Here is a 24759-nt window from a genome sequence, read left to right on the forward strand (position 1 = left end):
ACATTTTAATAGTACTTGAGGTTATTGTCGTACTAGTACTTGGAGGAATATAACAGCATGGTAGAAGAATTTCGTTCTGGTTTTATTTCCATCATCGGGAGACCGAATGTTGGAAAATCAACTTTGTTAAATCGTTTCGTGGGGCAGAAGATTGCTATTATGAGTGATAAGCCGCAAACGACGCGTAATCGGATACAAGGGGTGCTCACACAAGATGACGCACAGTTCATCTTTATTGATACGCCTGGTATCCATAAACCGAAGCATAAGCTCGGTGATTTTATGGTGAAGACTGCAGAAAATACAATGAATGAAGTGGACGCTGTCATGTTTATGGTCAATGCTGAGGAAGGCTATGGCCGAGGAGATCAGTTTATTCTTGAACGGCTGCAGAAGGTCAACAATCCCGTTTTCCTTGTTCTGAATAAAATTGATAAGATTCACCCAGATAAACTGTTTGAACTTATCGAGCAGTATAAGGACAAGTTGGATTTTGCAGAGATTGTTCCTATTAGTGCACTGGAAGGAAACAACACGGCTCATTTATTGGATACATTGAAGGGCTATCTTCCAGAAGGACCGCAGTATTACCCTGAAGATCAAGTTACGGATCATCCGGAACGTTTCATCGTCAGTGAACTGATTCGTGAAAAGGTGCTGCATTTAACACGGGAAGAGATACCGCATTCTATTGCTGTCGTTATTGAAGCAATTGAGAATCGTCATAGTACCACGGAGAAGGTTTTCATTCAGGCGACAATTGTGACGGAGCGTAAATCCCAAAAAGGGATTATTATTGGGAAGCAAGGCAGTATGCTCAAACAAGTTGGTAAACTTGCGCGCAGAGATATTGAAATGCTGCTAGGCAGTAAGGTGTTTCTTGAGCTTTGGGTGAAAGTGCAGCCGGACTGGCGGAACAAGCAAGCGCAGCTTAATGATTACGGATTTAGCCGCGACGAATATTAAGTCGATGGTAATATTTGAAGCACATGAATTCTGAAGAAGGTGTCATCCTAAGAAGGAGATAGTTTTGTATTTCATTTCTAAAAAAACACATAGAAAGGTGGACTTCCTGTGATTGATTTCCATTGGCAAATCTTTAGCAAGACCGGGAGTATTGAAACCTACTTATTGATGAAAGAAATTGAAACGATGTACAATTCACTCATACCTCCTAGACAAGATAACATCATAGAACTTCCGAACTATAATCGACTTCAATCGAAAATGTAAGCAACAGGAGTGGGGAGAGAGCGTTGCTCCAAAACATAGAAGGAATTATTCTGCGCACGCAGGATTACGGGGAAACTCATAAGATTATTACGATCTTTACGGAAGATCGAGGCAAGATTGCTGTAATGGCCCGAGGGGCGAAGAAACCAAAGAGCCGGATGGCGGCTATCGCTCAGCCGTTCATCTACGGATCGTTCCTTGTACAAATTGGCTCAGGTATGGGAGCTATGCAGCAAGGCGAACCGCTTCAAAGTTTCCGTGCCATTCGAGAAGATATCGTAAAGACAGCTTATGCTTCTTATATAGCAGAAATGACAGATAAACTGACAGATAACAATAAGCCTGACCCAGATTTGTTCCGTCAGCTGCTTCAAGTACTCGAATGGATCAATGACGGGAAAGATGCGGATGTTTTACGTATTATTTATGAGTTGAAGATGTTTCGTCGCGGCGGTTTTGCACCGGCAGTGCATCAATGTGTAAATTGTGGGAACACGGAATTGCCTTACAAGTTTTCTATACCAGAAGGCGGGATGCTTTGCCGTCGTTGTATGCAATTGGATCCGGATGCTTACGTACTATCTGATAAGGTGACGAAGCTTTTGCAGCTTTTTACCAGTATTGATATTACAAGGATCGGTAATATTTCCGTAAAGCCGGAAACAAAACGGCTGCTCAATGAGCTGCTGGATGCCTATTATGAACGTTATGGCGGTTACTTCTTGAAAAGCAAAAAGTTTTTATCTCAATTAGACAAACTGCAATAAAGCTTTGTTGACAAGTAGTATGGCATTTTAGTATCATTAAGACAAAATCGACGGCTTGCGTTGAAGAAGAGTAGTATCCGTCTTACCCCCTTTGGTTAGCGAATCTGGGATAGTGCGAGCCAGATCAAAGGCAGACGGAGAAGGCACTTCTGAGCAAAAGTAAAAAAGTGGCTTCCATTTGGAGGCAAATAGGGTGGAACCGCGGTAATCCCGTCCCTATGCTGTTCAAACAGCATAAGGACGGGATTTTTTCGTCCATCCTGACGTTGATGAAAACAAGATGGAGGGAATCCAATGAATATCCAAAATATGATTTTGACATTACAAAAGCATTGGTCAGACCAGGGCTGTCTTTTAATGCAGGCATATGATGTAGAAAAAGGTGCCGGAACGATGAGTCCGATGACTTTACTGCGCAGCCTAGGTCCTGAGCCATGGAATGTGGCTTATGTAGAGCCTTCACGCCGCCCGGCAGATGGCCGCTACGGTGAAAATCCAAACCGTCTTTATCAGCATCACCAATTCCAGGTCATTATGAAACCATCACCTGATAATATTCAGGAACTTTATTTAGAGTCTCTTCGCAAACTTGGTATTGATCCATTAAAGCACGACATCCGATTTGTAGAAGATAACTGGGAAAACCCGACACTTGGTGCAGCTGGACTTGGCTGGGAAGTATGGCTGGATGGAATGGAAATTACACAGTTCACGTACTTCCAGCAAATTGGCGGACTTGAAGCAAAACCAGTCTCAGTTGAGATTACATATGGTTTGGAGCGTCTTGCTTCCTACATTCAAGACAAAGAAAATGTATTTGAACTCGAATGGACGGATGGTGTGACGGTTGCTGATATTTTCAAGCAGCCGGAATTCGAGCATTCCACGTATACATTCAAGGAGTCTGATACGGATATGCTGTTCCAGCTGTTCGATATGTACGAAAAAGAAGCGAAGCGGATCATGGATCAAGGGCTCGTTTTCCCCGCTTATGATTATGTACTCAAATGTTCGCACACATTTAACTTACTTGATGCGAAGGGAGCTATCTCTGTAACAGAGCGTACCGGGTATATCGGCAGGGTGCGAAATCTAGCTAGGTCCATCGCGAAGAGCTATGTAGCAGAGCGGGAGCGATTGGGCTTCCCAATGCTGAAAGAAGGAGCGGATGAGCATGCAGAATAAGGATGTATTATTCGAAATCGGTTTAGAAGAAATGCCGGCACGTTTCTTACCTGGAACAATTAGCCAGCTAGAGACAAAAACAGCAGAATGGCTGCAAAAATTAGGTCTTTCCTTTGATGAAGTAAAGGTACAGGCAACACCGAGACGTATCGCAGTATCTATTCTGTCTCTATCTGACAAGCAGCCGGATATTGAGGAAGAAGTGAAAGGACCTGCACTTCGTATTGCGAAAGACGAAGCAGGTGAATGGTCGAAAGCAGCTCAAGGATTTACACGCGGCCAAGGAGCGACGGTCGAAGATGTTTATACAAAAGACGTTGATGGAACAGAATATATTTTTGTGAAGAAATTCGTCAAAGGACAGCATGCAGAAGAGCTGCTCCCAACTTTCAAGGATGTGCTTTTAAGCCTGCACTTCCCGAAAAATATGCGCTGGGGCTCAGGTAGTTTGCGCTATGCACGTCCAATTCGCTGGATTGTTGCACTTTATGGGGAAGCAGTCATTCCAATGGAGGTTGCCGGAACGACAGCATCCAATCTGACATATGGCCACCGTTTCCTTGGTGAAACAGCAGAAATTGATGAGCCGGCTAATTATGAGAAGGTATTGGCAGATCAGTTTGTTATTGTGGATCAAGTGAAACGCCAAGAGATGATTGTAGATGGCATTCAACAATTGGAAACAGCGAATGGCTGGCAGATTCCAATTGATGAGGATTTGTTGGAAGAAGTATTGTATCTGGTAGAATACCCAACCGTGTTCCATGGTGATTATGCTGCTGAATTCCTGGAATTACCGCAAGAAGTATTGATTACGAGCATGAAGGAACATCAGCGTTATTTCCCAGTCAGAGATACAGCTGGCAACCTGCTTCCGCATTTTATTGGAGTGCGTAACGGAAATAGTGATCACTTGGAAAACGTAGCCCGCGGTAACGAAAAAGTATTACGTGCAAGGCTTCAAGATGCCGAATTCTTCTATGCAGAAGATAAAGCACAGTCAATTGAGAAGAGCGTTGAGAAGCTTTCTAAAATGATTTATCAAGTAGAGCTTGGCACACTGCAGGATAAAGTCAATCGTGTGACGAAGATTGCAAGCATGATCAGTGACGCTGCAGGTGTAGACAAAGAAACTGCTGCTCGCGCTGAACGCGCAGCAAGTATTGCTAAGTTTGATCTTGTGACAAACATGGTAAACGAATTTACTGAACTTCAAGGGATTATGGGAGAAAAGTATGCCCGTCATTTCGGAGAAAACGAGCAGGTAGCACAAGCAATTCGGGAACAATATATGCCTAATTCTTCTCATGGCGCGCTCCCTGAATCAACAGAAGGTACGATTGTGAGTATCGCAGACAAATTGGATACTATAATTGGAAGTATGGTTATCGGCAACGTACCGACAGGCTCCCAAGATCCGTATGGCTTGCGTCGTCAAGCGGCTGGTATTATCCAAATGCTGTTGAAAACGGATTGGCAGATTACGGTTGAAGAACTTGTGGAGCGCACGATTGCACTATTCGAGGAACAATCGTTGCCAACTGTCGAGAGAGAAAAATACGCAGAGGATATTCGCAGCTTCTTTTATCAGCGTGCGAACCAGCTATTAAAAGAAGAAAATATAACCTATGATGTAATTGATGCAGTACTAGCTGTTCAAATTGGTAACTATCCATATGTTGTTGCCAGAGCGAAAACGCTTGAACCGCTGCGTCAAGATGAATCCTTTAAACCTGTCCAAGAAGCGCTTGGACGTGTTATTAACTTAGCGAAAAAAGGGACAGATGAAGGCGTAGATGAGGCTCTATTCGAAAACGAATACGAAAAAGAGCTATACCGTATGCTGCAAGAAAAGCGTAGTGTATACATGGATGCGGCTGCGAAAAGACAGGCAAAAGAAGCACTGGATACACTTGCTTCATTTACTGACAGCATCCACGCATTCTTTGACCATACGATGGTAATGGCGGAAGATGAAAAGCTAAAAACAAACCGCTTATCGCTGTTAAATCAATTGGCTGCATTGATTTTAAGCTATGCAGATGTGACAAAAATACAGTGGAAGCAGGTCCAATGAGGGCAGTTCTTGGATAGAGGTGATGAACATGGATTTGTCTAAACGACAACAGCAAATAATTGCGATTGTAAAAGAAGCAGGTCCGATAACGGGTGAACAGATCGCGGAGCGTTTGAATCTGACACGAGCAACACTTCGTCCAGATTTAGCGATTCTCACAATGGTCGGTTTCCTTGATGCAAGACCGCGTGTTGGTTACTTCTATACAGGCAAGACAGGCTCGGAGATCATTACAGAAAAACTGATGAAGTACAAGGTGGATGCATTCCAATCGATGCCTATTGTCGTAAAGGAAGACGATTCTGCTTATGATGCCATCAGTGCCATGTTCCTCAGTGACGTAGGTACGCTGTTTGCAGTGGACCAGGATAATAATCTTGTTGGGGTTGTTTCTCGAAAAGATTTGCTGCGGGCAAGTATCGGGAATCAAGTACTGCAGGAAATTCCAGTTCACATTATCATGACGCGAATGCCAAACGTTGCAGTATGCTATCCAGATGAGCTGTTGGTAGAAGCGGCCAATCGTTTGATTGAAAAACAAATCGATAGTTTACCTGTTATTGAAAGATCGAGTGAAGCAGGTGCAAAGGTAGTTGGACGTATTACAAAAACAACGATCACGAAAGCATTCGTTGAACTTGCCAGAAATGAACTTATGTAAATGAATCCGGGAGGGAAACCGATGGAGAAACCAATTGTCTTTGTCGTATCAGACTCAGTAGGCGAAACGGCGGAGTTAGTTGTTAAAGCTGCGCTTAGCCAATTTAATATGGAAGAGCCTTTTGAATTGCTGCGTGTTCCTTATGTTGAGAATACGACGATACTAGAAGAGACGTTAAGGCAAGCCAGTGAACGACCATCCATCATTGCATATACAATGGTGAACCCAGATTTTCGTGCATTCCTTACCAATGAAGCAAAAGCACAGGGAATTGCTTGTATTGATTTAATGGGACCACTCATGGATGCGATGGCGGATATGTTCCATCAAGAACCGAAGCTGCAACCTGGTCTTGTTCACCGTCTTGATGAAGATTATTTCCGAAGAATTGAAGCAATTGAGTTTGCCGTTCGCTATGATGATGGTCGCGACCCTCGCGGTATTTCTCGTGCGGACATTGTGCTTATCGGTGTATCGCGCACGTCTAAGACGCCGCTTTCTCAGTATTTAGCACATAAACGATTGAAGGTGGCCAATGTACCAATTGTACCGGAAGTCGAACCGCCGCGAGAATTGTTCCAAGTTGACCCGGCCAAATGTATCGGTCTTCGTATCAGTCCGGAGAAGTTGAACAATATCCGTAAAGAACGCTTGAAGGCACTTGGACTAGGTGATCAGGCGAGTTATGCCAATATTGATCGCATCAATCACGAATTGGAGCATTTTGATAAGATTGTGAATCGTATTGGATGTCGCGTAATAGATGTATCCAATAAAGCAGTTGAGGAAACAGCGAATAGCATTTTAACGGTGCGTAGCCAGCTGTTTGCAGATTAAGAATCACCAAAGTTATTGTTAAGATCTTGTAATTCATATTGACGGTACTTGACCCGAACTTTATGATACCAACAGAAGAGGTAACGACAGAAAGGCTGTTGTTACCTTTTCTTTTTCGTAAATGCTTGGTGAGGAGAAACCTAATATGAAAAAACAACAAATTCAATCCATTTATATAATGCGGTTGTTAGCAATGTCACTTGTCGTGCTCGTTCACGTTACAGGTGCCTATGCCAGTGTATTGCCGTTCGCAAGTGATGCATATGAAAAGTACCACTTTCTTAACCGGATCATCCGGATTGAAGCAGGTTTATTTATCGCAATCACTGGATTGGTCTTCTTTTATCAATACAAGCATAAGACATTAACAAAGAGATTATGGAAAGATTACTATAAAAAACGTGTCAGTTTTATACTGATACCCTACATTATTTGGGCACTCATTTATGAGCTCCATAAAGTGATGCTTGGTTTCGGAGATTTAAATCCTGCAGCTGTCGCCAAACGAATTTTTTTTGGAGAAAGCTATTATCAGCTGCATTTTATCTTTCTAATCGTACAAATTTATCTTGTGCTGCCGCTGTTCATTTGGCTGGATCACAAGGTTGCCTTCTTCAGAAAATACATGTTTGCCTTTGGCGGCTTCTTGCAGCTTGGATATATTGCCCTTACAACATATTGGCCGGTCAGTCCATTTCCGCTGTTTCTTCAGCTAATGGGTACGCTTCTTCTTGGCGGATGGATTGGTCTCCACTATGATAGGGAAAAAGCTAAAAGCGGCAGATGGTCAACAGCAGTTTGGTTAACTGTTAGCTTATTAGCAGGATCTGCTATCGCAATTTATTATTATAATGCCGGAACACTTAATACAATTAAATGGAACAATATTCCTTATGAAACGGTGAACTATATCTTCTTGGCGGCGGGATGCTATGGAATCTTCAGGCTGGCGGAGACGCTTTCCGACAGGATTTCCGTTTCGACGATGTCCAAATTACAGCAAATTGCGAGTTATTCCTTTGGGTTTTACTTATTACACCCGCTTCTTTTAGATTATGTGTCAAGAAGTATACCGGCGTACAGCAATTATCTCTTTCACGTTCAGATTTTGCTGCGGTATTTACTTACGATGGTAATTTGCTTCTTTGTTATTTACCTCTTTCATCGTTTTGTTCCGTTTGCGGCATTGTTTTTTGGAAAATTACCGAGGCAGAGCCAGCAGATAAAGCGGGATAAAGCATCTTGATAATTAGTTAAAATGATGGCATTTTAAATTAGTTTGTATTATAATTGATTTTTGTGAAAAAATGTTGTTAGTATGATTTGAGTATAAATGGCAACGCTTGTGTTAAAAAGCTTTATAAAAATTTTACGAAAAAGGAAGGATTCCGCAATTTATTGTAGAATTAGTGAGTCATGAAATTGCATAAGCCTTTTGTTTATGTGGATGCGGATAGCTGTCCCGTTAAGCAGGAGATTATCTCCACATGTGCAGCCTATCACGTGCCCGTACGTTTTGTAACAACAATCAATCATTTGAGCGGTGAATCTGATGCCAATTGGATCGTACTCGATCCAATGGACCAGGCAGTGGATTGGTATATTTTAAACCGCGTTCGTCCTGGTGCGTGCGTTGTAACACAGGATCTTGCCTTAGCTACCTTGCTTACTGCTAAGGATGTAACAGTTATTACACCACGCGGAGAGCAGATTACAGATGCAGATGCAGACGAGATACTTTTGCGAAAGCATATGCGAATCCAAAACCAGCGGCAAGGCAAACGGATAAAAGGACCTTCCAAGCTTACAGCAGCAGATAAACAAAGATTTCTTGATTTTTTTTCGTCATATTGTCGAAAAATGCAGGAATTCGACGGGCGTTGTTGAATTATATAAGTTGGTGATGTGAGATGGCTGGTACGATACCAGAGGAGTTAGTGGAAACAGTCCGTAAATCGAATGATATTGTCGACATAGTTGGCGAGCATGTTCAATTGAAAAAACAAGGCCGTAACTACTTTGGTTTGTGTCCTTTTCACGGGGAGAAATCCCCATCTTTTTCCGTTACGCAAGAAAAGCAGATTTTCCATTGCTTTGGGTGCGGTAAAGGCGGGAATGTGTTCACTTTTCTAATGGAACTGCAAGGTCTGTCCTTCTCCCAAGCTGTTCAGCAGCTTGCACAAAGAAGCGGTACAGAAATTCCAGACTATGTAGCACAACAGCAGGATAGCGGGACATCTCGTGAAGAACAGACAGCCTTAGAGGCAAATGAATGGGTTGTAAAACTTTATCATAACTTGCTTCGCAATACAAAAGAAGGTAAGTCTGGCTATGAATACTTGCTCGGCCGAGGCCTAACAGAGGAAACAATTGATACGTTTAAGCTTGGCTTTGCTCCGAACAGCAGGGACTTCACGGTGAAATTTCTCGATGGAAAAGGGTACAAGCCGCAAGATTTGCTTCATACTGGTCTGTTTTCGACCGATAAAGAAGGGAAACCTCAAGATCGCTTTCGGGGGAGAGTTATTTTCCCGATTCGGAATCATCTTGGAAAAACAGTCGGATTCGGCGGACGTACTTTGGGAGATGGACAAGAACCAAAGTATCTGAATAGTGCAGAGAGCGATCTTTTCCAAAAAGGAAGAATGCTGTTCAATTTCGATTTGGCTAGGAGCGAAATTCGTAAAACTGGGCAGGTTGTTGTATTTGAAGGCTATAACGATGTGATTGCAGCTTATCAGGCTGATGTACGGAATGGCGTGGCAACACTCGGGACTTCTTTGACCGAAACGCAGGCGCGGCTTTTGAAACGATACGCAGAGCAAGTTGTCATTTGCTACGACGGTGATAAGGCAGGATTTGAAGCGTCTTATCGAGCGCTGCAAATCCTGAAAAAGACAGGCAATCACGTGCGTGTCGCTATGCTGCGAGACGGGCTTGACCCTGATGATTATATTCGTGAGCATGGAGCAGAGAAATTTAAACGCTCCATTATTGATGCCGGGCTGACAGCAACTTCTTTCATGATGCAATATTTGAAACAGGACTTCAACTTATCGGTAGAAGGAGATCGTCTCCAGTATGTAGAAAAAGTGTTGGATGAGATTGCGCAGATTGAAAGCTCTGTAGAAAGGGAACACTATTTACGGGAGCTTTCTCATGCAATGGATCTATCCCTAGAGACGCTTGCCTCTGATTTGGAGCCCAGGCTTCGAAAGCGTGCTGCCAAAAAGCAAGTGAGCAGTCCGGAGACGACTCCGGCAGCGAAGCAGAAATCGCGCCATTTTGAAAAAAAAATACCATCTGCATTTCAAGCTGCAGAAAAACAGCTGTTAGCGCATATGCTTAGAACAGCGACAATTGCAGATAAGGTGCAAGAAGAAGTTGGTGCTTCTTTCATAACCGATCAGTTTCAAGTGATTGTCACGCATCTGTATGCTTTTTATGAAGAAGGCAATGAAGCGGATGTCAGTCAATTCGTTTCAACATTGGAAGATCCAGCCTTGCAGCAGCTGGTCATTCAGACAGCCATGCTGCCGGTGACAGAAGATGTAAGTGACCAGGAAATTAGTGATTATATTCGTACGATTAAGCGCGAACAGGTCAATAAAACGGATATTGGTCAATTGCTTGCCGAACAGCGGCAGGCAGAACAGGAGAATGATCCGATCCGAGCAGCACAGATAGCCATGAAAATCATGGAAATACGTAGAACTTTAAAAAGTTCTCTGTAATAATAGATAGCTTTTGATGTTTTGGAAGGAGGAGGACTAATGGCAGAGAATAAGCCAGCAGGTTCTAAAGTGAATGAGACTGAAATGACATTGGAGCAAGCAAGAGATCTCCTTGTTGAAATGGGTAAGAAGCGCGGAGTTCTCGCTTATGAAGAGGTAAGTGAGCGTTTGGCGAACTTCGAATTGGATTCCGATCAGATGGATGAAATCTACGAACACTTGAACGAACAAGGTGTAGAAGTGATCGGAGAATCTGACCAAGACCCTAATATGAAGCAAATAGCAAAAGAAGAAGAATTTGATCTAAACGATCTTAGTGTACCGCTAGGTATTAAGATCAACGATCCTGTTCGTATGTATTTGAAAGAGATCGGCCGAGTGGATCTTTTGTCAGCGAAAGAGGAGATTGCGCTTGCTGAACGAATTGAAGCCGGAGATGAGATGGCGAAACGCCGTTTGGCGGAAGCAAACTTGCGACTAGTCGTCAGTATTGCAAAACGTTATGTTGGTCGCGGTATGCTATTCTTGGATTTAATCCAGGAAGGTAACATGGGGCTAATTAAAGCGGTAGAAAAATTCGATTATCGTAAAGGTTTTAAATTCAGTACGTATGCAACATGGTGGATTCGTCAGGCTATTACGCGTGCGATTGCCGACCAAGCTCGTACAATTCGTATTCCTGTACACATGGTGGAGACAATCAACAAACTAATCCGCGTGCAGCGCCAGCTATTGCAAGATTTAGGGCGTGAACCTTCACCAGAAGAAATCGGTGAAGAAATGGAACTCACACCGGAAAAAGTAAGAGAAATCCTTAAAATTGCGCAAGAACCAGTTTCACTCGAAACGCCAATCGGTGAAGAAGACGATTCCCATCTTGGTGATTTCATTGAAGACCAAGAAGCAACTTCTCCTTCTGATCATGCAGCATACGAATTGCTGAAGGAACAGCTGGAGGATGTACTGGATACGTTGACGGACCGGGAAGAGAACGTTCTTCGTCTTCGTTTCGGATTAGACGATGGCAGAACGAGAACACTGGAAGAAGTTGGCCGAGTGTTCGGCGTTACCAGAGAGCGTATTCGTCAGATCGAAGCGAAAGCACTTCGTAAGCTTCGTCATCCAAGCCGAAGCAAGCGGTTGAAAGATTTCCTAGAATAAGAAGGCTGCGCTCAGCTGTTATGCGTTTAACCGCATATGGCTGGGCTTTCTTATTGCCTTGGATACATATATTTTACAGAATCTGATAGGTGATTGCAAATTACCGCGGGAAAAAGAATAAGAGGATATATTACAAAAAATACGTATATTTGACAAAGGAGTTGGACATAATGAACGTTTTATCGTTGTCAGAGCGGCTTACAGCGGTGGCGGCGCATTTGCCGAAATCGGCGCATTTTGTCGATGTTGGCTCTGATCATGCTTACTTGCCTTGCTATGTGTGTTTGCAGGATCCATCCAGCCATGCAATTGCTGGTGAAATTAACGATGGACCTTACAAAAGCGCTGAAAAGCAAGTAAAGCTCCAGGGATTAACGGATCGGATTGAGGTGCGCAAAGGAGACGGACTTGCAGTCGTGCAGCCGAATGAAGTGAAGCAAGTTGTGATTGCCGGCATGGGCGGACCGCTTATTGCTTCTATATTGGAGCAAGGTAAGAATAAGCTTGGTCAAGTCGAACAGCTTATTGTACAGCCTAATATAGATGCCAGAGTTTTACGCAAGTGGTTCTTAGCGAATGGGTTCGTCTTGCAAACAGAACAGATTCTAGAAGAAGCTGGACATATTTACGAAGTGTTAGTGGCGGTACGTGAGGGTAAGGAACTGTATGATGAAAATGCAGCTATCCGTGACAAGCAGCTCTTATTTGGTCCGCAGCTGCTGCAAGAGAAAAATGCAGCTTTCCGAGCTAAATGGCAGGAATACAAACGAAAACTAGAGCGAAATGTTGCAAATATGCAGCGCGCCCAGCAAGTCGATGAAGAGAAGCTGGCATCTTTCAAAACAGAACTTCTATGGCTTGAGGAGGAATTGGATGACTGATAAGCGATTACGTATAGCGGATGTGGTGACGCATTTTGAAACTTGGTGTCAGCCATCGATGGCTTATAAATGGGATAACGTTGGTTTACAAGTTGGAGAGCTAAATCAAGAGGTGACGGGTGTATTAACGACACTTGATGTGACCGAAGCAGTAGTGGATGAATCAATCCAACTAGGCGCAAATTTTATTATTGCGCATCATCCGCTCTTATTTGCAGCGCCAAAGAAATTAGACACTACTACGCCAAAAGGGCGCGTGGTGAAGAAACTGATGCAGCATAACATCACTGTATATGCTGCGCACACGAATTTGGATATCGTAAAAGGCGGCGTCAATGATTTAATGGCAGAGGCATTAGATTTGAAAAATGTACGTGTTTTTCTTCCTGAAGGATATGACACGTACAAAAAGGTCGTCGTTTTTGTTCCTGCTACACATGAACAAGTTGTAAAAGATGCCCTGCATGCGAACGGTGCAGGGAACATTGGAAATTATGAGAAGGTAAGCTTCGTATCACAAGGGAATAGTTACTTCCAGCCCAATGCAGCCGCCCAGCCTTTTATCGGAGAAGCTGGCAAGTTGGAAAAGGTGGAAGAAGTACGCATTGAAGTGCTCGTGCCAAGTGAGCGTGTGAACCAAGCTATGAAAGCAATGATTGCTGCACATCCATATGAGGAAGTGGCGTATGATATATTTGCAGACGAGAAAAAAGGCAAACCATACGGGTTAGGGCGTGTCGGCGAACTGCCTGCACCCACAACACTGAAGGATTTGGCGGAACTTGTAAAACAGCGGTATGACGTCCCGCATGTACGCTTTGCAGGAGACGCATCGGCCACTGTTGAGACTGTTGCTATCCTTGGCGGCAGTGGCAGAGATTACGTTGATCAGGCGCTGCAGCAGGCTGATGTCTATATCACAGGGGATTTAACCTTCCATGAGACACAGGATGCTGTGGAAGCGGGCTTACAGCTCATCGATCCAGGGCACTATGCGGAACAGATTATGAAGAAAAAGGTAGCTGATTATGTCCAGACTGCGTTTGGAGATGTAGCAGTACATGTCTCGGAAACAGATACGAACCCATTTCAGAGCATATAAAAAAACGAGTCCAGCTGGACTCGTTTTTTTATGCTTTTTTCACTTTTACTTTTGGAAGTATCTTTTTCGGGTCAACATTGAACTCCAATTTTACATCTTCCAAGCTAGCTGGATCAAATTTCTCAATAAAGTTAATAACTTCTTTCGTTACCGGAGTAGGAGTAGAGGCTCCTGCAGTGATGGCAACTGTTTCAACGCCTTCTAACCATTCCAGTTTCAATTGGGAAAGGTCTTCAATACGATAGGCCTTTGTACCAGCAACTTCCTCTGAAACTTGGGCAAGGCGGTTGGAGTTATTGCTTCGCGGATCGCCGACCACCAAAGTAAGGTCTGCTTCTTTCGCTTGCTCAGCGACAGCTTCTTGGCGCACCTGCGTTGCCATACAGATCTCTTGTATCATCTCTGTTTGCGGGAATCGCTCTTTTACGAGCTGCATGACATCGTATACGTCCCATTGACTCATCGTTGTCTGATTCGTAACAATTAGCTTGTCTGCATTGAGTTCCAGTGCTTGTACGTCTTCTTCGGTTTGCACGAGGTGAACCTTGCCGGGTGCAACGCCTACAGCGCCTTCTGGCTCCGGGTGACCTTTTTTACCGATATAGACAACTTCATATCCTTCAGCAACTCTTTCGCGAATAAGGTCATGCGTGCGTGTTACGTCCGGGCAAGTAGCATCCAGGACAGTCAAACCTTTTTCATGCGCGCGTTGTTTTACTTCTGGTGAAACACCATGAGCGGTAAATACAACCGTACCGCTTTCTATTTGTTCTAAAAGCTCCATGCGGTTCTGCCCATCGAGTGTGATGACACCTTCTGTTTCAAATGCATTGGTCACATGCGCATTGTGCACAATCATACCAAGAATGTAGATTGGACGGGGCAAATTCTCATCCCGCACGGCATTCTGCGCAATTACCATGGCATCCACCACACCGTAGCAGTAACCTCGCGGCGCTATTTTTATTATGTTCATTCGCTGTGTTTCCCCCTTCTCCGTTTGCACGGTTCATCTATTTCTGGGTCTACTCTATTATAAAGGCAATTAAAGAATATGACAAAGATTGTTTATTATCCGCATGGAATCGTGCAAAATATGACAAAGTCCTCTATAATGAAAGAAGTAAGAGAATGTCCAAAAGGAGTTACACATGAAAAATCATCATTTTAAACAATATGCGCTTCAGCCGATCATCAATGAAGCGATTGATAAACTAGGCTTTACCAAACCGACTGCAATTCAGGAGAAAGTCATTCCTGCAGTTCTGCGTGGAGAAAGTGTTATCGGTCAGTCACATACTGGATCAGGTAAAACACATTCTTATTTGATTCCTCTGTTCAGTAAACTGAAAGAAGAGGAGCAGAACGCTCAATTTGTTGTGACAGCACCAACACGTGAGTTAGCTATTCAGATTTATGAAGAAGCTCGTCATCTTATCAAACTTGCTGGGAAAGAAAACGATTGGCATACAAAGTTATTTATCGGCGGTACAGATAAGAAGCGATCAATTGAGAAGCTGAAAACACAGCCTCAGATTATTATTGGTACACCAGGACGTATTTTAGATCTAATGGAAGAGCAGGCGCTTGACTTGTATCCTGCTACCAGTTTTGTTGTAGATGAAGCAGACTTAATGCTGGATCTTGGTTTCATCAAGGAAGTGGATCAGATCTTGGCGCGGATGAATCAAGATGTTCAGCTGCTTGTTTTCTCAGCGACAATTCCAGAGCGTCTGCAGCCATTTTTGAAAAAATATCTGGAAAATCCGAAGCATTTTGAAATTGGCGGTCATCTTTCACCTGAAACAATGGAACACCGCTTAATTCCAATGCGTCACCGCGATGAAGCAGAATTGATTATGAAAATCGCAGGTGTCATTCAGCCCTATATGGCGATTATCTTTGTAAATGGAAAGGATGCAGCCAACCGATTGGCTGCTGAATTGACGGACAAAGGACTGGAAGTCGGTCTTCTGCATGGCGGCTTGACGCCGCGTGAACGAAAACGAGTGCTTCGTGATATTCAGGAACTTCGTTTCCAATACCTTGTTGCGACAGACTTAGCTGCACGCGGTATAGATATTAAAGGTGTCAGCCATGTTATCAACGCGCAGCTTCCAAAAGAGGAGCCATTCTATGTACACCGTGTCGGCAGAACGGCACGAGCTGGTTTGGAAGGAACAGCGATCAACCTTTATCATGACTATGACTTGGAATTAATCCAGAAGCTTGATAAAAAGGGTCTTGAATTCACAAACTACGATATCAGCAATGGCGAATGGAAAGAACTGAAACCATGGAATGAGCGGGTTACGCGTAAGAAAACGGAATCCGACAACGAAAACCAAGCGTGGAAACAAGTTCGGAAACCGAAAAAAGTAAAACCGGGCTATAAACGAAAAATGAAGTATGAAAAAGATAAAATCAAGAAAAAGCTAGACCGAAAAGATCGTTTTAAGCGGAAGTAAGGAGAAAGAAATTATGATTATCGGATCACATGTAAGTATGAGCGGCAAAAAAATGCTATTAGGATCAAGTGAAGAAGCGCATTCCTATGGCGCTAATGCCATGATGATTTATACTGGTGCGCCTCAGAACACGAGAAGAAAAGCTATTGAAGAGCTGAGTATTGAAGCAGGTCGTGCACACATGCAAGAGCACGGAATCACCGATATTGTGGTCCACGCCCCGTACATTATCAATATTGGCAACTCCATTAAACCGGAGACATTTGAATTGGGTGTCAACTTCCTTCGCAGTGAAATTGAGCGGACAGAAGCAATTGGAGCTAAACAGATTGTGCTTCATCCTGGTGCTCACGTAGGGGAAGGTACAGCAGCCGGCATCCAGAAAATAATTGAAGGTTTGAATGAAGTGTTAGAGAAGGATCAACAAGTTCAGATTGCATTGGAAACAATGGCTGGTAAAGGATCTGAAGTTGGCTCCAACTTTGAAGAAATAGCGCGCATCATTGATGGTGTCAAACATAATGACAAGCTTTCCATTTGCTTTGATACTTGCCATACACATGATGCAGGTTACGATATCGTGAACGATTTTGACGGTGTTCTAAATCAATTCGACAAAGTAATTGGTCTTGATCGATTAAAGGTTCTCCATATTAATGATAGTAAAAATGAATGCGGAGCACGTAAAGATAGACATGAAAACATCGGCTTTGGTTACATCGGTTACGATGCGCTTCGATACGTCGTGCATCATGAGCAGCTGATGACCGTGCCGAAGATATTAGAAACACCATTTGTTGGAGAAGACAAGAAAAATAAGAAAGCGCCATATGCGCATGAAATTGATATGCTTATGAACAACAGTTTTAACCCAAACTTAAAAGATCATATCATGGCGTAAGTAATACCCAGCTTGAGGTTTTTTCCTCACAGCTGGGTATTTATTTTATAATTTAATACCATGTTCCTTTGCCAGCTGCAGAAAAATTTGATGAGTCTTTTTTGCAGTTTCTCTATCCGTAATTTGTGCTAGTGCTTTGAGCATTTGCATACGGTCTGCTTCCTTGAATGGATCCAGTTTGTTCTGGCGTAAAAATTGTACAATTTGAGACGCCTGCAGCTGGGTAAGCTGTACTTGATAAGCTTGGCTTTGTTCCATGATTTCTTCAACGGACAAGTTGCGCAGCTTATTCAGAACAAGCTTGTGAACGATAAAATTCATGTGAAACCTCCGCTCTTAGATGAAAATGGGCCATTGGATTCCTTTATCTACCTGGTTAGTTTATGTCCTGCGTACACAAACTAGAACTAACCTCACCCCAGATAAGGAGGATTTCACATGGACAAGGAAAAATTCGAGCAAGATATTCATTCCAAAGATGATGTTGAAACAGCAGCTGAACTATCTCCAGCTGAAAATAGTTACCAGCGTTCTGAGAAAGCTCAAGGAGACCAAACAACGGGTTCTGGAAAGATGTTTGGCTATATTGCCTTAATTTTATCTATCGCTTCTTTCTTTATTGCACCGATTCTTGTCGGGGCGGCAGGTATCGTTTTTGGTGTCTTAGCGAAGCGCAAAGGTGCCAATGCACTTGGTAATATAGCTTTAATCGTAAGCATAATAGCAATTGTTCTTTCTTTATTTACAGCGCCATATGTATAAAAAAATCTGACTCCAATTCTGGAGTCAGATTTTTTTTATGCCTCTGCAGTTTCTTTTTCTTCAGCTTGCTTCGCGAAGTATTCTTCTGCAAGCTTGTCAATTTCGATTTTCAACTCATCAACCATTGTTTCTTCCGGTACTTTACGAATAATTTCACCATGACGGAACAGTAAGCCTTCACCGCGAGCGCCGGCAATGCCGATATCAGCCTCACGAGCCTCGCCAGGACCGTTTACTGCGCACCCTAGTACTGCAACCTTAATTGGAGCTTTAATCGTGCTAATGTACTCCTCAACCTCATTGGCGATGCTGATTAAGTCAATCTCAATTCGGCCGCAAGTAGGGCAGGAGATAAGCGTTGCTGCATTTGAAGACAAGTTAAAAATCTTGAGCAGTTCGCGCGCAACTTTTACTTCTTCAACTGGGTCGGCACTCAAGGAAATACGCATCGTGCTTCCGATGCCTTTACTTAAGATAGCACCAAGTCCGGCTGAGCTCTTTACTGTTCCGGCAAACAACGTACCGGACTCTGTAATACCAAGATGCAGCGGATAAGGAATTACCTCAGCTGCTTTTTCATACGCTTCTATTGCTAACGAAACATCGGATGCTTTTAACGAAACGATGATATCATGGAAATCAAGATCTTCAAGAATCTTAATGTGGTGCAATGCACTTTCCACCATACCGTCAGCAGTCGGATAGCCGTATTTCTCTAAGATATGGCGCTCCAAGGAACCGGCGTTAACACCGATACGAATGGGTATACCTTTTTCTTTGGCTGCATTTACGACAGCTTCAACTTTTTCTCGTTTTCCGATATTACCAGGGTTGATCCGGATTTTATCTGCTCCGCCTTCAATTGCTTTTAAGGCTAGTTTATAGTTGAAATGGATATCCACTACAAGTGGAATGTTGATGCGTTTTTTTATTTCAGGAATTGCATCAGCGGCACGCTGATCTGGGCAAGCAACTCGTACAACTTGGCAGCCTGCTTCTTCCAATCTGTTGATTTCCGCAACAGTAGCTTCCACATCATGTGTTTTTGTTGTTGTCATCGACTGGATAACAACTTCGTTTTTACCGCCGATTGTAATGTCGCCTACTTTAACCGGACGGGTGTCTTGTCTGTGTATTAATGCCATTTATATATCGCTCCTTTGATTATCGCGAGGAAAAACAGAGAAATATCCTTATATTTTCCCATTATAATGCTAATACTGCTAAATTAGAAGTAACTAGGCTTAAGTTTAATAAAATCTTCATCTTGGGTAATGGGGAAAATAATAAGCTGACCCTGCATTTAGTGCATATGGATCCTTCTCTGGATTCAATTCCTCGAAATCCTGGATCACTTGTTCCATCGTAACGCGCAGCTCGTGATTGTTCAACTCATTTGTAATGGAAATAAGTGTGTCACCTTGCTTTACCTGCAGAAGGACTGGCTGAAACGTCTTTTTTGTATGATTCTTTTGTGTGTCCGCGTCTGGTTCTATCGGTGCATTCTCAGCAGTAGAAGCGGTGGGGATGGGACTTCCTATCGTAAGATCCTTCCAAATACTAAGAGCTAAAGCACAACAAAATAGAAACACACCAATCCGTTTCCACATGGAAGTTCCTCCGATCCTGGCACTATTCATTCTATAAAGTATTAGATATCGGATAGAAAAAACCTTTAACATGAAACAAAAAAGCGCTGTCTTCGTATATAAATAGTAGGAGAAAGGAGCATGAAGAATGCTGGACTATAATTGGGTTTCAATATTTATGACTGGTCTTGGAACGATGTTTCTCATTGGTGAGATTCTTGTAAAGGCTAGAGGAATTCTTTTCTTATTAGGTGCGGGTTTTATTGGCACTTTCTTTATTAGCTATCTTGACCCGTCTGCAATCTGGTATATGCTGCCGCTTTACTTTGTTGGGATGCTGCTCATCATTATTGATGGAAAATTACTGAATGATGGCACACTTAGTGTCATTGGATTGTTAACCATGCTGTTAACAGTTGGATTCACTGCGCCAAACTGGACAGCCGGAATATATGCAATCATAGGAGTCATTGTTGGCGCATTCGCTTCTTTCCTTTTCTTGAAGGCGTTCCCGAAAAGAGACATGTGGGGCAAGATTACACTTTTGGACTCGCTAAGCTCCGATAAAGGCTACAATAGCGTAAATGAAACATATGCAGCGCTTTTGGAGCAAGAGGGAGAAACAATTACCGATATGCGTCCTTCAGGTACCATTCGAGTGGGCGGCCGGGAATTGAGTGCAATAACAGATGGGAAATGGCTGGATAGCGGTACTCGAATTAAGGTGAAGCATGTTAGCGGGGCAAGAATACTAGTAGAAAAAATAGAATCGTAGGCATGGATTTAACCAAATAAAGTAATTTTAATCGTAAATTTCCTAACAAGACCTTTACAACCCTTTAAACTAATTTAATAATTGAAGAGGGAATATTTGAGAAGGGAAGGAAGGCTTGTATTGTCTAATTGGGAATATATCATCTTTGAATTTATTGGCGGCTTAGGCTTGTTTCTCTTTTCCATCCGTTATTTGGGCGATGGATTACAGCGAGCATATGGCAAGCAGCTGCAACTGGCAATGCACAGATTTACGGTACATCCGCTAATTGGGGTTCTTTCCGGGCTTATTGTAACAGTACTCGTTCAGAGCAGCACGGCGACCAGCATTTTGGTTGTAGGGTTAGTGAATGCGGGCTATCTAACATTAAGACAGGCTATTTCTGTTATTATGGGCGCAAATATAGGTACAACATTGACTGCCTTTTTTATTGGGATTAACTTAATTAAATTTGGTCTTCCGATCATGGCGGTCGGTGCGTTTTTAATTTATTTCTTTACAAATCAGCGAACACAGCAAATCGGTAAAGTGCTGTTCGGAGCGGGCGGTATATTCTTTGGTCTGACGCTAATTGGAGACGGACTGCACCCAATACTGCATTTAGATGCTTTTCAATCTCTAGCAGCCAGTATGCACAGCAATCCAATCGCAGGAGCGGCAATTGGTACCTTTATGACAATCGTCGTACAAAGCAGCGGCGCTACTATAGCTATTCTTCAGGAATTGTATGCACAAAATGGTATTGATTTAGAGGGAGCTCTTCCGGTATTGCTAGGAGATAATCTTGGCACAACGCTCACAGCCATGCTAGCGGCAATTGGAGCTACCGTCCAGGCAAAACGAGCGGCATTAAGCCATGTTTTGTTCAATGCAATTGGTGCAGTAATTTTCTTGTTGATTCTGCCATTATTTGTAGACGTTATTACTTGGATGCAAGTTATATTCAATTTGAATGACAAACTGACAATTGCTGGAGCCCATGGACTATATAATGTTGCAAATACACTTATACTGCTTCCGTTCCTTGGTTTTTTTGTCTGGCTTATTACAAAAGTTATCCCAGGTGAAGAGGAGCGGCCGATGGCACTGACCAACCATCTGGACCCGTTATTTATTCAGCAGTCTCCTGTGCTGGCATTGGAACAAGCAAAATTAGAGGTCTTGCATATGGGAAGATTGGCAGTCGATGGGTTAGAACAGGCCAGTACATATGCTAATAACCATGAAAGACAATTTGCAGACCTAGCTATGCAGTTGGAGAAGGAAGTAAATCGTAAGGATCGGGAAATCACAGATTATCTTTCAAAGATTTCTACAAATACGCTTTCCGATGAGGAAAGCACAAGACATGCAGCTTTGCTGGATGCTATTCGGGATATTGAACGTATCGGGGACCATTTTGAAAATATTGTTGAATTTGTCGACTTTCAAATATCGAGTAATATTAAATTGACCAGAGAAGCGCAGCAAGAACTTAACAGCATGTTTGATTTGACGATTATCACAGTGAAACAGGCAATGGTGGCGCTGGACAAGCAAGATCGGGAAGTAGCCATTGCAGTACTGCAGAAGGAAGATCAAATTGACAGAATGGAACGCAGCCTTCGGAAAACGCATCTAATTCGATTAAATGAAGGAAAGTGCACCGGTTCTGCTGGAATCGTTTTCGTAGATATTATTAGTAACTTGGAACGTATTGGTGATCATGCGGTAAACATCGCGCAATTGATTCTGAACGAGTAGACAGAGGGCCAACTCTCTGTCTTTTTTATATTTTTCTCTTGTAATGAAGGTGAGGACATGCTATAGTATTCCTGTCAGTTAAAAGGACACAAAAAATATAACAAAAACTTATAGAAAAACAATTGACAAGTTATTGAATGCATGATAAATTATATATCGTCGCTAATACATAACATATTCAATTATTCCACAGTAGCTCAGTGGTAGAGCTATCGGCTGTTAACCGATCGGTCGCAGGTTCGAATCCTGCCTGTGGAGCCATTGCGGTGTAGCTCAGCTGGCTAGAGCGTACGGTTCATACCCGTGAGGTCGGGGGTTCGATCCCCTCCGCCGCTACCATATTATTAATAATTGTACCATGGCGGTTGTGGCGAAGTGGTTAACGCACCGGATTGTGGCTCCGGCATTCGTGGGTTCAATCCCCATCAATCGCCCTTTTAAAAAATGTATTGGACCCTTAGCTCAGTTGGTTAGAGCTATCGGCTCATAACCGATCGGTCGCAGGTTCGAGTCCTGCAGGGTCCACCATACGATTATCAACTTTATATTGCAACGCGGAGGAATACCCAAGTTTGGCTGAAGGGATCGGTCTTGAAAACCGACAGGGGCTTAACGGCTCGCGGGGGTTCGAATCCCTCTTCCTCCGCCATCTTGGCTCGGTAGCTCAGTCGGTAGAGCAACGGACTGAAAATCCGTGTGTCGGCGGTTCGATTCCGTCCCGAGCCACTCCAGTAACAGCTGTTCAAAGGAACAGCTGTTTTTTTGTTTCAGAACGAAAGCAGCGAGTGATTTAATAAAGGACTGCGTGCAAAATACTTGCCGTTTCAGACAAGCTTTGGTACGCTTTACGAAAAGGTGATAACCTTTGATTACATATCACTTAAGGAGGAATAATCATGGCTAAATTTGAACTACCAGAACTGCCTTACGCATACGACGCACTTGAGCCTCATATCGATAAGGAAACAATGAACATCCATCACACGAAACATCACAACACATATGTGACAAAGTTAAACGGTGCAATCGAAGGAAAAGCTGACTTAGAAAGCAAATCCCTAGAAGAACTTGTTGCAGGTGTGAATGACCTTCCTTCTGACGTACAAACAGCAGTACGCAACAACGGCGGCGGTCACTACAACCACAGCCTATTCTGGAAGCTTCTTTCCCCGAATGGCGGCGGAGAGCCTACTGGCGAAGTAGCTACTGCAATTGCTAACAAATACGGTACACTAGATAAATTCAAAGAAGAATTCGCAGCAGCAGCAGCTGGCCGTTTCGGTTCTGGCTGGGCATGGCTTATTGTAGAAAACGGCGAAGTTGATATCGTATCAACTCCAAATCAAGATAACCCAGTAATGGATGGTAAAACGCCTATTCTTGGACTTGATGTTTGGGAGCACGCTTACTACTTGAAATACCAAAACAAACGCCCGGATTACATTAGTGCTTTCTGGAACGTTGTAAACTGGGATGAAGTAGAGCGCTTGTATCGCGAAGCTAAATAAGTACTAAAAAGAAGACATCAGCTAAAAAGCTGATGTCTTTTTTTTGTGCATATCTCCTTTTCATTAGAAAATACTAACTAGAAGTAAAAGGAGATGGCATTATGAAGCCGAACTTATTTACCATGGATTCGAGCAGAAAAGAACTGAATATGCTTCTTATTATCGGAGCACTTTATTCTCTAGGGATTTTCCTATCGAACACGTTCGTTAATATTTATTTATGGAAGCAAACAAATGATTTGGTCAACATTGCCATGTACAACTTGGCGATTTATGTGGCGCAAGCAATACTATTCACCTTATCCGGGCGTTGGGCCAAGCGGATTGACCGCATCATCATACTTCGTATTGGCGTAGTCTTCCTCAGCATCTTTTTCCTTCTTGTTTTGTTTACCGGAGAGAAAGCTGCCACATATAATGTATTGCTTGGTACAGTACTAGGCATTGGTTATGGAATGTATTGGCTTGCTTACTCCGTTTTAACCTTTGAAGTAACAGAACCGGAAACGCGTGACTTCTTTAATGGTGTGTCAGGTTTGCTGCAATCATTTACAGGTATGATCGGACCATTTGTAGCTGGGTATATCATAACCAGGATGAACAATAGCCATGGCTATACATTAATATTTGCTGTGAGTTTTGTACTTTTTCTTTTGGCTGTTTTATGCACAGCTGGTCTTGGCAGAAGAAGAGCTGAAGGGAAATTCGGCCTTAGATTTGCATGGAGAGAAATTGGACGTGATGCAGCGTGGCGGAATATTGTTGTTGCGCATGTTTTTCAAGGGATAAGGGAAGGTATCTATACTTTTATCATCTCGGTATGGATTTTTATTGTCACGAATAGCGAGCTGTCACTCGGTACATTCAATCTTGTTTATTCCGCTTTTTCTTTAGTTTTCTATTTTATAGCAACTCGGTATATAAAAAGCCGTCAGCGGAAGATGGCAATTTTCTTAAGCGGGGTCGCCTTGTCGTTAAGTATCGTGTTGTTACTGATCAAGCTTAACTTTACTACTTTACTGATATATGCAGCATTAATTGGCGCATTTTACCCGATTCTTTATGTACCATATTTATCGCTATCTTACGACGTTATTGGCAAAGCGAAGGATGCAAGAAGTTTGCGAGTTGAATACATCGTAATAAGTGATGCAGCCACAAATATAGGAAGGATCTTGTCTGTTCTGGCGCTGCTTGTTGGTATTGGTATTTGGAAAGATGCTTCTATTCCATACTTGATGCTTATATTAGGAGCCGGACCATTTTTCATTTACTACTTTACTCGACGTATCACGAACTTTGCAGCAGAACCCTCGATTAAAAAGCTGCCTAAAAATGAAATTGCAGGGGATGACAAACGCTGACAGTCTTTAGT

At 42.9% G+C, this 24759-nt stretch carries 24 protein-coding genes and 6 tRNA genes; 26 read left to right on the top strand and 4 right to left on the bottom strand.

Annotated features, from left to right (window positions below):
- The first annotated feature begins 57 nt into the window (after positions 1-57).
- The 13 genes from era (at position 58) to B1K52_RS12195 (ending at position 13638) form a co-directional block, all read left to right on the top strand.
- Positions 58-966, top strand: a complete 909-nt coding sequence (era, locus tag B1K52_RS12135; RefSeq protein WP_077308598.1) for a GTPase Era — start codon at positions 58-60, stop codon at positions 964-966.
- 108 nt (positions 967-1074) lie between these two features.
- Positions 1075-1233 (top strand): YqzL family protein, encoded by a 159-nt coding sequence (locus tag B1K52_RS18425; RefSeq protein ID WP_077308600.1) that lies wholly within the window; start codon positions 1075-1077, stop codon positions 1231-1233.
- Positions 1234-1256: 23 nt separating this feature from the next.
- A complete protein-coding gene (gene recO, locus B1K52_RS12145; protein ID WP_077308602.1) occupies positions 1257-2000 on the top strand; it encodes a DNA repair protein RecO in 744 nt (247 codons plus the stop codon).
- 294 nt (positions 2001-2294) lie between these two features.
- Positions 2295-3185: a glycine--tRNA ligase subunit alpha gene (gene glyQ, locus B1K52_RS12150; protein WP_038561406.1), complete on the top strand. Its 891-nt coding sequence runs from the start codon at positions 2295-2297 to the stop codon at positions 3183-3185.
- Complete coding sequence (glyS, locus tag B1K52_RS12155) at positions 3175-5262, top strand: glycine--tRNA ligase subunit beta (RefSeq protein ID WP_077308604.1); 2088 nt, start codon at positions 3175-3177, stop codon at positions 5260-5262. The genes glyQ and glyS overlap by 11 nt, the downstream gene beginning before the upstream one ends.
- A 28-nt stretch (positions 5263-5290) precedes the next feature.
- Complete coding sequence (locus B1K52_RS12160) at positions 5291-5923, top strand: transcriptional regulator CcpN (RefSeq protein WP_077308606.1); 633 nt, start codon at positions 5291-5293, stop codon at positions 5921-5923.
- A gap of 21 nt (positions 5924-5944) precedes the next feature.
- A complete protein-coding gene (locus B1K52_RS12165) occupies positions 5945-6760 on the top strand; it encodes a pyruvate, water dikinase regulatory protein (protein WP_077308608.1) in 816 nt (271 codons plus the stop codon).
- Between the two features lie 145 nt (positions 6761-6905).
- Positions 6906-8006 (top strand): acyltransferase, encoded by a 1101-nt coding sequence (locus B1K52_RS12170; protein WP_077308610.1) that lies wholly within the window; start codon positions 6906-6908, stop codon positions 8004-8006.
- Between the two features lie 170 nt (positions 8007-8176).
- Positions 8177-8647, top strand: coding sequence for a YaiI/YqxD family protein (locus B1K52_RS12175; RefSeq protein WP_077308612.1), 471 nt, complete (start codon positions 8177-8179; stop codon positions 8645-8647).
- 23 nt (positions 8648-8670) lie between these two features.
- On the top strand, positions 8671-10494 hold the full coding sequence (gene dnaG / locus B1K52_RS12180; protein WP_077308614.1) for a DNA primase: 1824 nt from the start codon (positions 8671-8673) through the stop codon (positions 10492-10494).
- 39 nt (positions 10495-10533) lie between these two features.
- Entirely contained in the window at positions 10534-11655 is a 1122-nt protein-coding gene (gene rpoD, locus B1K52_RS12185; protein WP_077308616.1) for an RNA polymerase sigma factor RpoD, read from the top strand.
- Between the two features lie 170 nt (positions 11656-11825).
- Complete coding sequence (locus B1K52_RS12190) at positions 11826-12536, top strand: tRNA (adenine(22)-N(1))-methyltransferase (RefSeq protein ID WP_077308618.1); 711 nt, start codon at positions 11826-11828, stop codon at positions 12534-12536.
- The gene (locus B1K52_RS12195; RefSeq protein ID WP_179106543.1) at positions 12529-13638 is read left to right on the top strand and encodes a Nif3-like dinuclear metal center hexameric protein; all 1110 of its coding nucleotides are present in this window, start codon (positions 12529-12531) and stop codon (positions 13636-13638) included. The genes B1K52_RS12190 and B1K52_RS12195 overlap by 8 nt, the downstream gene beginning before the upstream one ends.
- Before the next feature lie 28 nt (positions 13639-13666).
- On the opposite strand, the gene B1K52_RS12200 is transcribed toward B1K52_RS12195, so the two are convergent.
- Entirely contained in the window at positions 13667-14614 is a 948-nt protein-coding gene (locus B1K52_RS12200) for a 4-hydroxy-3-methylbut-2-enyl diphosphate reductase (protein ID WP_077308622.1), read from the bottom strand.
- Between the two features lie 175 nt (positions 14615-14789).
- Here B1K52_RS12200 and B1K52_RS12205 point away from each other — a divergent pair, with 175 nt between their 5' ends.
- Both B1K52_RS12205 and B1K52_RS12210 read left to right on the top strand, forming a co-directional pair.
- Complete coding sequence (locus tag B1K52_RS12205; RefSeq protein ID WP_077308624.1) at positions 14790-16106, top strand: DEAD/DEAH box helicase; 1317 nt, start codon at positions 14790-14792, stop codon at positions 16104-16106.
- A 10-nt stretch (positions 16107-16116) separates the two neighbouring features.
- Positions 16117-17007, top strand: a complete 891-nt coding sequence (locus tag B1K52_RS12210; RefSeq protein ID WP_077308626.1) for a deoxyribonuclease IV — start codon at positions 16117-16119, stop codon at positions 17005-17007.
- Positions 17008-17052: 45 nt separating this feature from the next.
- On the opposite strand, the gene B1K52_RS12215 is transcribed toward B1K52_RS12210, so the two are convergent.
- On the bottom strand, positions 17053-17328 hold the full coding sequence (locus B1K52_RS12215; RefSeq protein WP_077308628.1) for a DUF2624 family protein: 276 nt from the start codon (positions 17326-17328) through the stop codon (positions 17053-17055).
- A 117-nt stretch (positions 17329-17445) separates the two neighbouring features.
- On the opposite strand from B1K52_RS12215, the gene B1K52_RS12220 reads away from it, so the two are divergent.
- On the top strand, positions 17446-17769 hold the full coding sequence (locus B1K52_RS12220) for a hypothetical protein (protein ID WP_077308630.1): 324 nt from the start codon (positions 17446-17448) through the stop codon (positions 17767-17769).
- A 35-nt stretch (positions 17770-17804) separates the two neighbouring features.
- Here B1K52_RS12220 and ispG read toward each other — a convergent pair whose 3' ends face one another.
- Positions 17805-18914 carry a flavodoxin-dependent (E)-4-hydroxy-3-methylbut-2-enyl-diphosphate synthase gene (gene ispG, locus B1K52_RS12225; RefSeq protein WP_077308632.1) on the bottom strand — a complete coding sequence of 370 codons (1110 nt, stop codon included), beginning with the start codon at positions 18912-18914 and terminating at the stop codon, positions 17805-17807.
- A 117-nt stretch (positions 18915-19031) separates the two neighbouring features.
- The gene (locus B1K52_RS12230; protein WP_077308634.1) at positions 19032-19379 is read right to left on the bottom strand and encodes a LysM domain-containing protein; all 348 of its coding nucleotides are present in this window, start codon (positions 19377-19379) and stop codon (positions 19032-19034) included.
- A gap of 127 nt (positions 19380-19506) precedes the next feature.
- Here B1K52_RS12230 and B1K52_RS12235 point away from each other — a divergent pair, with 127 nt between their 5' ends.
- The 10 genes from B1K52_RS12235 (at position 19507) to B1K52_RS12280 (ending at position 24748) form a co-directional block, all read left to right on the top strand.
- A complete protein-coding gene (locus tag B1K52_RS12235) occupies positions 19507-20133 on the top strand; it encodes an NfeD family protein (protein ID WP_077308636.1) in 627 nt (208 codons plus the stop codon).
- A 120-nt stretch (positions 20134-20253) separates the two neighbouring features.
- Complete coding sequence (locus B1K52_RS12240) at positions 20254-21876, top strand: Na/Pi cotransporter family protein (RefSeq protein WP_077308638.1); 1623 nt, start codon at positions 20254-20256, stop codon at positions 21874-21876.
- A 186-nt stretch (positions 21877-22062) separates the two neighbouring features.
- Positions 22063-22137: transfer RNA gene (locus B1K52_RS12245), tRNA-Asn, on the top strand.
- A 1-nt stretch (position 22138) separates the two neighbouring features.
- A tRNA-Met gene (locus B1K52_RS12250) sits at positions 22139-22215 on the top strand.
- A gap of 22 nt (positions 22216-22237) precedes the next feature.
- A tRNA-His gene (locus B1K52_RS12255) sits at positions 22238-22310 on the top strand.
- A gap of 17 nt (positions 22311-22327) precedes the next feature.
- Positions 22328-22404 (top strand) — tRNA-Ile (locus B1K52_RS12260).
- A 28-nt stretch (positions 22405-22432) separates the two neighbouring features.
- Positions 22433-22525, top strand: a tRNA-Ser gene (locus B1K52_RS12265).
- A gap of 4 nt (positions 22526-22529) precedes the next feature.
- Positions 22530-22602 (top strand) — tRNA-Phe (locus B1K52_RS12270).
- Positions 22603-22772: 170 nt separating this feature from the next.
- Positions 22773-23384 (top strand): superoxide dismutase, encoded by a 612-nt coding sequence (locus B1K52_RS12275; protein WP_077308640.1) that lies wholly within the window; start codon positions 22773-22775, stop codon positions 23382-23384.
- Positions 23385-23485: 101 nt separating this feature from the next.
- Complete coding sequence (locus B1K52_RS12280; protein ID WP_077308642.1) at positions 23486-24748, top strand: MFS transporter; 1263 nt, start codon at positions 23486-23488, stop codon at positions 24746-24748.
- Positions 24749-24759: the final 11 nt, after the last annotated feature.

This window comes from Terribacillus halophilus (assembly GCF_900162685.1).
GTDB classification, from domain to species: domain Bacteria; phylum Bacillota; class Bacilli; order Bacillales; family Amphibacillaceae; genus Terribacillus; species Terribacillus halophilus_A.